At 69.7% G+C, this 8,685-nt stretch carries 8 protein-coding genes and 2 tRNA genes; 3 read left to right on the top strand and 7 right to left on the bottom strand.

What is annotated here, in order from left to right:
* Positions 1–46: 46 nt before the first annotated feature.
* From tig to DRB06_RS04705, 3 genes are all read right to left on the bottom strand, one after another.
* Entirely contained in the window at positions 47–1,483 is a 1,437-nt protein-coding gene (gene tig / locus DRB06_RS04715; protein ID WP_073327307.1) for a trigger factor, read from the bottom strand.
* A gap of 299 nt (positions 1,484–1,782) precedes the next feature.
* Positions 1,783–2,082 (bottom strand): FMN-dependent dehydrogenase, encoded by a 300-nt coding sequence (locus DRB06_RS04710; RefSeq protein WP_073327308.1) that lies wholly within the window; start codon positions 2,080–2,082, stop codon positions 1,783–1,785.
* A 45-nt stretch (positions 2,083–2,127) separates the two neighbouring features.
* Entirely contained in the window at positions 2,128–3,474 is a 1,347-nt protein-coding gene (locus DRB06_RS04705) for an amino acid permease (protein WP_199912614.1), read from the bottom strand.
* Between the two features lie 165 nt (positions 3,475–3,639).
* On the opposite strand from DRB06_RS04705, the gene mmuM reads away from it, so the two are divergent.
* Positions 3,640–4,677: a homocysteine S-methyltransferase gene (gene mmuM / locus DRB06_RS04700; protein WP_258522144.1), complete on the top strand. Its 1,038-nt coding sequence runs from the start codon at positions 3,640–3,642 to the stop codon at positions 4,675–4,677.
* 188 nt (positions 4,678–4,865) lie between these two features.
* Here mmuM and DRB06_RS04695 read toward each other — a convergent pair whose 3' ends face one another.
* The 4 genes from DRB06_RS04695 to rpmF form a co-directional block, all read right to left on the bottom strand.
* Positions 4,866–5,618: a hypothetical protein gene (locus DRB06_RS04695; protein ID WP_146750802.1), complete on the bottom strand. Its 753-nt coding sequence runs from the start codon at positions 5,616–5,618 to the stop codon at positions 4,866–4,868.
* A 302-nt stretch (positions 5,619–5,920) separates the two neighbouring features.
* Positions 5,921–5,994 (bottom strand) — tRNA-Pro (locus DRB06_RS04690).
* A gap of 51 nt (positions 5,995–6,045) precedes the next feature.
* Positions 6,046–6,116 (bottom strand) — tRNA-Gly (locus DRB06_RS04685).
* Positions 6,117–6,181: 65 nt separating this feature from the next.
* Positions 6,182–6,346: a 50S ribosomal protein L32 gene (gene rpmF, locus DRB06_RS04680; RefSeq protein WP_073327314.1), complete on the bottom strand. Its 165-nt coding sequence runs from the start codon at positions 6,344–6,346 to the stop codon at positions 6,182–6,184.
* 197 nt (positions 6,347–6,543) lie between these two features.
* On the opposite strand from rpmF, the gene DRB06_RS04675 reads away from it, so the two are divergent.
* Positions 6,544–7,248 (top strand): YigZ family protein, encoded by a 705-nt coding sequence (locus tag DRB06_RS04675; protein WP_181575188.1) that lies wholly within the window; start codon positions 6,544–6,546, stop codon positions 7,246–7,248.
* A 531-nt stretch (positions 7,249–7,779) separates the two neighbouring features.
* A partial coding sequence (gene cysK / locus DRB06_RS16035; RefSeq protein ID WP_111819251.1) for a cysteine synthase A occupies positions 7,780–8,685 on the top strand: 906 nt, incomplete at its 3' end.

Here is an 8,685-nt window from a genome sequence, read left to right as displayed (position 1 = left end):
CCGCGCCTTCCGGCGCGGGCCCCTCACTGAGCGTTACGGGTGGACGTCACTCGGCGTCGTCGGCGCTGTCCGCGGAGGCGGAGGACGCCGAGGAACCGGAGTCGGCCGCCTCGTCGGCGTCGGCCGGGGAGACGACGACCTCGTCCTCAGCGGCCTGGGCCGCGGCGGCGGCACCGGCCTCGGCGGCCGCCTCGGCGTCGAGCTCGTCGGAGCCGATGAACTCGGTCAGGTCCACGGCCTCGCCGTTGGAGTCCTTGACCGTCACGTGGCGCAGGGCCATGGCCAGGGACTTGTTGCGGGCGATCTCGGAGACGAAGGCCGGAATCTGGCCGGCCTGCTGCGCGCCCTGCATGAACTGGGCGGGCTCCATGCCGTACTGCTGGGCGGTCTGCATGAGGAACTCCAGGAGCTCGTCCTGGGTGACGGACACATCCAGGGACTCGGCCAGCACGTCCAGGAGGATCTGGTCGCGCACGCCGGAGGTGACGTCGTCGCGGATCTCGTCGGCGTGCGGGTCGCCCTCGGGCTTGCCCTCGGCCTGCAGGTGCTGCTTGATCTCGTCCTCGACCACGGACTCGGGCACGTCGAAGGAGACCGCGTCGCGCAGCTGCTCCAGCAGGGCGTCGCGGGCGGCGATCGCCTGGTCTCCGGTCTTGCGCTCGGCGGCCTGTGCGCGCAGGTCCTCGCGCAACTCCTCGACCGTGTCGAACTCGGAGGCCATCTGGGCGAACTCGTCGTCCACCTCGGGCAGCTCACGCTCCTTGATGGCGGTGGCGGTGACGGTGACCTCAGCCTCCTCGCCCGCGTGCTCGCCGCCGGCAAGCTTGGTGGTGAAGGTGGTGGATCCGTCGGCCTTGAGACCGACCAGGGCGTCGTCCAGGCCCTCGAGCATGTTGCCCTTGCCGATCTCGTAAGACACGCCGGACACGGAGTCGACCTCCTCGCCGTCGATGACGGCCTTGAGGTCGATGGTCACGAAGTCGCCGGTCTTTGCGGCGCGCTTGACGGACTTCAGCGAGCCGAAGCGGGCGCGCAGGTTGTCCAGCTCGGTGTCGACGTCGGCGTCGGTGATCTCGACGGCGTCCACGGTCACGTCGATGCCGCCCAGCTCGGGCAGCTCGAACTCGGGGCGCACGGTGACCTCGGCGGTGAAGGCGAGCTGGCCGCCCTGCGGGCCGGTGACGTTAACCAACTCGGTGACCTCGATGTCCGGCTGGCCCAGCGGCACGCGGCCGGAGTCGTTGAGGGCGTCGCGGTAGAAGTCGGGCAGCTTGTTGTTGACGGCCTCCTGGATGACGGAGGCACGGCCGACGCGCTGGTCGATGACACGGGGCGGGACGTGTCCGCGACGGAACCCGGGGATCTGAACCTGCGAGCCGATCTCCTTGTAGGCGGCGTCGAGGCTCGGCTCCAGCTCCTCGTAGGGGACCTCCACGGTCAGCTTGATACGCGCGGGGTCAAGGTTCTCGACGGTGCTCTTCACGGGGTTCTACTCCGAATGTGTAAATCGACTGGAAGGTGCGGGACCGGCAGGCCTCGCAGGCGCCCTGGTGTGGCGTCAATTCCGGGCCATCCTAGGGCACGGTCGCGGCCCGGTGACAAATGAGCCCGCCCATAGGCGGCGGGAACTGCTCACATTCCGCTCCCGGCCGACGCCGGCGGGCACCCCGAATGCGGTGATGTCGACGCGCGCCCCCGAGGGGAGCGCCATCGCCTCCCCGAGCGGCCGGCCCCGCCATGCTGCCGCACGAGCGGCCGGCTCCGCCGCGCCGTCGGCCACGCTCACGCCTCCAGGGCGATGGGCACGCTGCGCCCGCCCACCACCTTGGCAAGCACCTGCGCGGGCACGACCGCCGCCCGCCGCACCCCGGCCACGGTGCGGTGGTGGACGGCGCGAGCATCGGCGTCGTCGGCCCCGGTGAATCGGATCGTGACGCGCGGCTGGCCGCGCACGACGTCGACCTGGAAGGCCTCCAACGTCGTCGAGGCGGTCACGGCGGCACGGGCCGCAGCCTCCACGTCCTGCGGACCGTGGCCGGGCAGCAGGTTGGTGACCGTGAGAATGGTGCGATATGAGGGCATAAGGTCAGCCTAGGGCGCGGGCCGCCGCCGTCGCACGCGCCCGCGTCAGGCCTTCACCCAGCCGCGGCGCAGGGCCAGGGCGTGTCCGGCGTAGCACAGGGCCACGAAGGGCACGGTCCAGTACAGGGCGGAGCGCTGACCAGGATCGAAGACGATCAGGATGCAGGAGGCGGCCGAGCCGATGAAGGCCGCCAGCGGCACCCACGGGTAGCCGGGGGTGCGGTAGCCGAGTTCGGCGGGGATGTACCCGGCGTCGAGCCAGCGGCGGCGGAAGACGAACTGGCAGGCGGCGATCGCCATCCACACGATCACCACCGCCAGTCCGGAAATGGACACCAGCGCCAGGTAGACGGTGTCGGCGGCCACCACGGAGCTGAGCAGAGCCAGCAGTCCGCCCAACATGGACAGAGCCAGCGCCACCACGGGCACGCCCCGCATGGTGGTGTGGGCGACGATCTCCGGCACGGTCCCCTCGTTGGCCAGCGACCACAGCATGCGGGTGGAGGCGAACAGGCCGGAGTTGGCGGCCGAGAGGATGGCCGTCACGACCACGATGTTCATGAGGTCGCCCGCGTGGGGCACGCCGATCATGTCCAGCACGGTGACGAACGGGGAGGCGCTCACGCCGGCCTCCTGCCAGGGGATGAGCGCGGCCATGACCACGATCGAGCCGATGAAGAACACGGTCAGCCGTACCAGGGTGGTGCGGATGGCGCGCGGGATGTTGCGGCCGGGGTCGGCGGTCTCCCCCGCGGCCACGCCGATCAACTCGGTGCCGGAGAAGGCGAAATTCACGGTAAGCATGGTGGTCAAGACGGCCCCGAAGCCGTTGGGGAAGACGCCGTCGCGGATCAGGCCACCCAGGCCCGGCGCGGGCGAGCCGTCGGCCATGGGGATCACCCCGACGATCGCCAGGGTGCCGAGCACGATGAAGGCGATGATGGCGAAGACCTTCACGCCCGCCAGCCAGGACTCCGCCTCGGCAAACACCCGCACCGAGAACACATTGGAGGCGAAGACCACCACGATGAAGATGGCGGCCCACATCCACACCGGCGTGGTGGGGAACCAGTGGCGCATGATGGCGCCGGCGGCGGTGAACTCCGAGCCGAGCGCGATGGTCCAGGTCAGCCAGTACAGCACCGCCACCACGAACCCGGTGCCGGGGCCGATCAGCTCCTTGGCGTAGACGTGGAAGGCGCCGGTCCAGGGCATGGCCACGCTCAGCTCCCCCAGGCACAGCATCACCAGGTAAACGAGCAGCGCGCCGATAGAGTAGGCGAGCACGGTGCCCAGTGGGCCGGCCTGGCTGATGGTGTAGCCCGAGGAGAGGAACAGGCCGGTGCCGATGACTCCGCCGAAGGAGATCATGGTCAGGTGGCGCGAGCTCATCTTGCGCTGCAGACGGTCGTGTTTGCTGGCGGCGTCGGGTGTGGTGGCCATGGCGTTCCTGGGGTGAGCGATTCCGGGACGTTCCCGGCTAGGGTAGGTGGGCCGCCGAATGTAGGCGGGCGAGGAGTCGACAACAGGGTCGGGAGGCGACTCGGTTTGAGTGATGTGCTTACGAGGTTACTGGCACAGCGGGGGACGATCGTCCTCGACGGCGCAATGGCCACCGAATTGGAGAAGCGGGGCGTGGACACCTCCGGCCCGCTGTGGTCCGCGCTGGCCATGCGCGACGCGCCCGACGCGATCCTGGACGTGCACCGCGCCTACTTCGCCGCCGGCGCGGACGTGGCCACGACCAACACCTATCAGGCGAATCTGGACGCCTACCGGCGCGCGGGCCTGAGTCAGGCCGAGGCCGAGGACATGGTGCGGCAGGCGGTGCGGCTGGCACGCCGGGCCCGCGACGAACATGCGGCGACCACCGGGCGCCACGGCCTGGTGGCGGGTTCGGTCGGGCCCTACGGCGCCTACCTGGCCGACGGCAGCGAGTACACCGGCGCCTACACGCACACGGATGAGGAGTTCCGCGCCTTCCACCGCCCGCGGCTGCGGCTGTTGACCGAGGCGGGCGTGGACGTGCTGGCCCTGGAGACGATGCCGCAGGGACCGGAGATCCACGCGCTACTGGGGCTGCTGCCCGAAGTGGCGCCGGAGGTGCCCGCGTGGCTGTCGCTGTCGGTGCGCGACGACGCCACGGCGCTGCGCGATGGGACGCTGCTCGACGACGTCGTCGCCTGGGCGGAGGCCTGCCCGCAGGTGCGTCTGCTGGGAGTCAACTGCACCCGGGTGGAGTCGGCGACGACGGCGCTGAGCCTGCTCGCCGACCTCACCAGCCTGCCGCTGGTCGTCTACCCGAACTCGGGTGAGGAGTATGACGCCGAGGCCAAGACCTGGTCCACGGGCGGCAGCACGACCGGCGGTGGTGTCGGCACTGGTACGGGCGGCGCCGACAGCGATGCCGACGATGTCGGCTCTGGCAGCAGCGCCGCCCCCGGCAGCGGCGGCACAGGCCCCGGAGACGATCTCCTGGCCGGCGCACTGCCCGCCTGGGAGGCGCTGGGAGCCCGCGCCGTCGGCGGCTGCTGCCGCACCACGCCGGCGCAGATCCAGGCGCTGGCGGCCGCGGTGGGCGAGCCGGCGGCGTAGGATCCAGGTAACGGCGGAGGATCGCGTCCCGAGCCTTCACCCTGTTGCGACACTTTGCGCCCTGCTACGACGTTTTGCACCCTGGTGTGCGGCAAATGCCCGTGCACCAGGGTGCAAAAGCTCGTACCAGGGAGCGAAAGCTCGTAGCAGACAGCCGAGGCGCCGCAACGCGAAGACCAGGGCGCCCGCTACCGAGTGAGCTGCCGCCAAACGATCACGTACACCGCGCACAGCACGATGATGCCGAGGTAGCCCAGGAAGGCCAGCACGTGCGCCTTGCGCAGATGGTGAATGTTGGACGTGGTCTGCCCTGGGGGCGGGAGCAGCCCGACCAGGAGCGTAAACATGGCGTAGGCAGCTCCAATGAAAAGTCCCACGGGAGGCAGCAGGGGGTCGAGTCCCATGGGCAGGACGAGCATGCAGCCAAGCGGGAGCAGGAGTGCACTCCACCCGATGCAGACGCGAGTATGCCCTTTGTCAAAGGCGTCGGCTGACAACAGCATGCAGGCAAACATCAGCGCGAGTGCCACGAGGCTGGCCGGCTTCGCGATGATGAACAGCGGCTCGCCCCGTTCGTCCCGCAATGCGTCGGCCGACGTTGCATAGGTCGTCACCACGATCGCGACGTAGATCAGCGCGACCCCAACGTAGATCAGCGCGACCCCGGCGCTCGCCCGGCGAAGCCGGTACAGGCCCGTGCCGTGGCGGTTGTCGCCGCGCAGCACCCCCACTGCGAGTGCGTCGAAGCTGCTCAGGCTTCCGACTAGCAGGCCGATCGGCAGCACGGCGGGGTTGTGCCGGTTCAGCAGCCCACAGATGAAGTCGGCAACCAGCGGCACGCCGGACAGCGCCACGCCCGCTGCGCGTCGTTTCCCCGGCAGCAGTGCTATGCATCCGATGGCAGCCACGACGCCGGCAACAATCAATAGGCCCGACAACACAGTGACGACTGTAGGCGATCACCCGGCAGAGCAGAGCCCGGAGAACCCGCCTTGGTGTTGAGCAGCGAGCCCGCGCCCGCGGTGCCTGTTGCGACACCTTTGCACCGCGATGATGACCACTGCCGCACCCGTGACCCGCGCCCGCGGTGCCTGTTGCGACACTTTGCGCCCTGCTACGACGTTTTGCACCCTGGTGTGCGGCAAATACCCGTACACCAGGGTGCAAAAGCTCGTACCAGGAGGCGAAAGTTCGCAGTAGACGCGAGGACACCTCACGAGCGAGCTCGTGGGTGTCCTCGTCGTCGGGGTGGCGGGATTTGAACCCACGATCTCCTGCACCCAAAGCAGGCGCGCTACCAAGCTGCGCCACACCCCGTGTAAACGCCCGCGACCGCCACCGGAGTCCGGGGCGGCCGCGCGTTCACCGAGCGGGTGACGGGAATCGAACCCGCGCCATCTGCTTGGAAGGCAGAGGCTCTACCATTGAGCTACACCCGCATTGGACGGGCCTGGGCCCGCCGTATTGCCGGTTCGTCGCCGGCGATGCCGGGACGGCGGCGATATCAGTACTCGATGAGGCCGGTCCGGTAGGCCTTGGACAGCCGACCGGGCACCGCCACCTTGCGCCCCGCAACGGTGACCGTCTGCAGCTCGGGCAGCTTGGCCTTCCACTGCGAACGGCGATTGCGGGTGTTGCTGCGGGACATCTTCCGCTTCGGCACTGCCATGAGCCCGCTCCTCTCAAAGTCGAAGGGCCGTCCGGTCACGGACAACCCGAAGGATAGTTGACCAGGGGTCACCCTAGCGGTTCGCCCGGATTCCGTTCCAGCCCGGGCGCCCTGCCGGACGTGTGAGATCAGTCCCGTCCCGCCCACAAGTACCGTCGCACCCACGCCGCCGCGCCCGAGCGGCTATACATGACGCCATGACCGCCGTGCCCGCTTCCAACGCCGACTACGCGACCGCCAACGCCGTGGTCACGCTGTCACGCGGCGAGCAGCCGGAGACCGACCTGGAGGTCAAGCGCTCCCACTTCCTGGGACGGGCCGCGCGCACCGACGACGAGGCAGCCGCCCGCGCCTTCATCGCCTCCGTCCGCTCCCGCTACCCCGACGCCCGCCACCACTGCAGCGCCTTCACCGTGTCGGTCCCCGGCGCCCAGCCCATCGAACGTTCCAGTGACGATGGCGAACCCTCGGGCACCGCCGGCGGCCCCATGCTGGACGTCCTGCGCGGCACGGGTCTGGTCAACACCACGGTTGTGGTCACCCGCTACTTCGGCGGGACTCTGCTGGGCACCGGCGGCCTGGCCCGCGCCTACTCGCAGGCGGCCGCCGACGCGCTGAACGCCGCCTCCCGGGTGCGCCTGGCCACTCGCCACCTGTGGCAGGTGCGGGTGCCCGTCGCCGACGCCGGCCGTCTGGAGGCCCAACTGCGCGGGCAGGGCGGCCCGCAGGACATAGGGGTGGAGGACACGCAGTGGCAGGCCACCCACGCCGTCCTCACCCTGTCCACGCCCACCGCCGACGCCGAAGCGCTCGCCGAGCAGCTGGCCGCGCTGACCGGCGGAGCCGCCCATGCCGAGCCGGCCGGCAGCCGGGTGGTTGAGACTCCTCTACCCGCCTCCTGACCGGAGTCACGCAGCGACTCCAGCACCCGCCGCTGAGACGTCCTGTCCACAGCGTGACTCCTACCGGCTCCGTCCGCCTCTGTACTGGCAGGGCGGGCATACGGAGCGCACTTTGATCAACGGGACCAACGGGTACGCGCTGTGTACACGGGCAGGCGCGATGAAGCGAAGTTCACCATGCGGATGATTTGACAGCCGCGCCGGCGCAGGCACTACTGTGGCTTCAGCGGATCACGGCGCCCGCTCGGCGCCGGTGAAGCTCCGCAGGTTTTGGCAGCACCAGGTAATGAGGAGGACCCCATGACGGTCGGTAACGTCATGTGCGAGATGTCCTTCTGCTGCTGCCAGTGTCGATAGAGCGCCTGGCCATGACACTGTGCGCGCGTTGCTGCGCGCATGCCCGGCGCTTGGGCGCGGGAAGCGCCCCTCCCCACAAACGTTCAAACGCCCTCCAGGCTCTGGGTGTACCCGTATTCGCTAATCGCCCCTGCCGGAGCGGCGCCCCGCACTTTCAAGACTTAAGGAACAGCCATGACATACGCCAACAACATCACCGAGCTGGTCGGCTCCACTCCCCTGGTCCGCATCAACCGCGTCACCGACGGCGCCCCCGCAACCGTCCTGGCCAAGGTCGAGGCCTTTGAGCCCGCCAGCAGCGTCAAGGACCGCATCGCCCTGGCGATCGTCCGAGCTGCCGAGGCCTCCGGCGACCTCAAGCCCGGCGGCACCATCATCGAGGCCACCTCCGGCAACACCGGCGTCGGCCTGGCCATGGTCGGCGCCGCGCTCGGCTACCGGGTGATCATCACCATGCCGGAGACCATGTCCAAGGAGCGTCGCGCCATCATGCGCGCCTTCGGCGCCGAGCTGGTACTCACCACCGAGGGCGGTGTCGCCGGGGCCGTCAAGCGCGCCGAGGAGCTCCAGGCCGCCACCCCCAACTCCGTGCTCGCCTCCCAGTTCACCAACCCCGCCAACCCGCGCATTCACCGGGAGACCACCGCACAGGAGATTCTGGCGGCCACCGACTCCAAGATCGACGCCTTCGTGGCCGGCATCGGCACCGGTGGCACCCTGACCGGCGTGGGTCAGGTCCTGCGGGAGCAGATCCCGGGTGTGAAGATCTTCGGTGTGGAGCCCGCCGAGTCCCCGCTGCTGAGCGAGGGCAAGGCCGCGCCGCACAAGATCCAGGGCATCGGCCCCAACGTGGTCCCCGAGGTGCTCGACCAGTCCATCTGGGATGAGCTGCTGCACATCGAGTCCGACACCGCGCTGGACTACGCCCGCCGTGCCGCCGCCGAGGAGGGACTGCTGGTGGGTATCTCCTCCGGTGCGGCCCTGGCCGCCGCCTCGCAGATCGCGCAGCGCCCGGAGTTCGAGGGCAAGACGATCGTCACCGTCCTGCCGGACACCGGTGAGCGTTACCTGTCGACGCCG

Source organism: Actinomyces sp. Z5, assembly GCF_003287795.1.
Classification (GTDB): Bacteria; Actinomycetota; Actinomycetes; order Actinomycetales; family Actinomycetaceae; genus Actinomyces; species Actinomyces glycerinitolerans.
This window is presented reverse-complemented; position numbering and strand designations above follow the sequence as displayed.

What these genes read in the sequence shown, in the direction of transcription:
- DRB06_RS04710 (WP_073327308.1), bottom strand. Translation starts at nt 2,082, where the DNA reads ATGCCCTCATATCGCACCATTCTCACGGTCACCAACCTGCTGCCCGGC.
- DRB06_RS04675 (WP_181575188.1), top strand. Translation starts at nt 6,544, where the DNA reads ATGACCGCCGTGCCCGCTTCCAACGCCGACTACGCGACCGCCAACGCC.
- DRB06_RS04705 (WP_199912614.1), bottom strand. Translation starts at nt 3,474, where the DNA reads ATGAGCTCGCGCCACCTGACCATGATCTCCTTCGGCGGAGTCATCGGC.
- rpmF (WP_073327314.1), bottom strand. Translation starts at nt 6,346, where the DNA reads ATGGCAGTGCCGAAGCGGAAGATGTCCCGCAGCAACACCCGCAATCGC.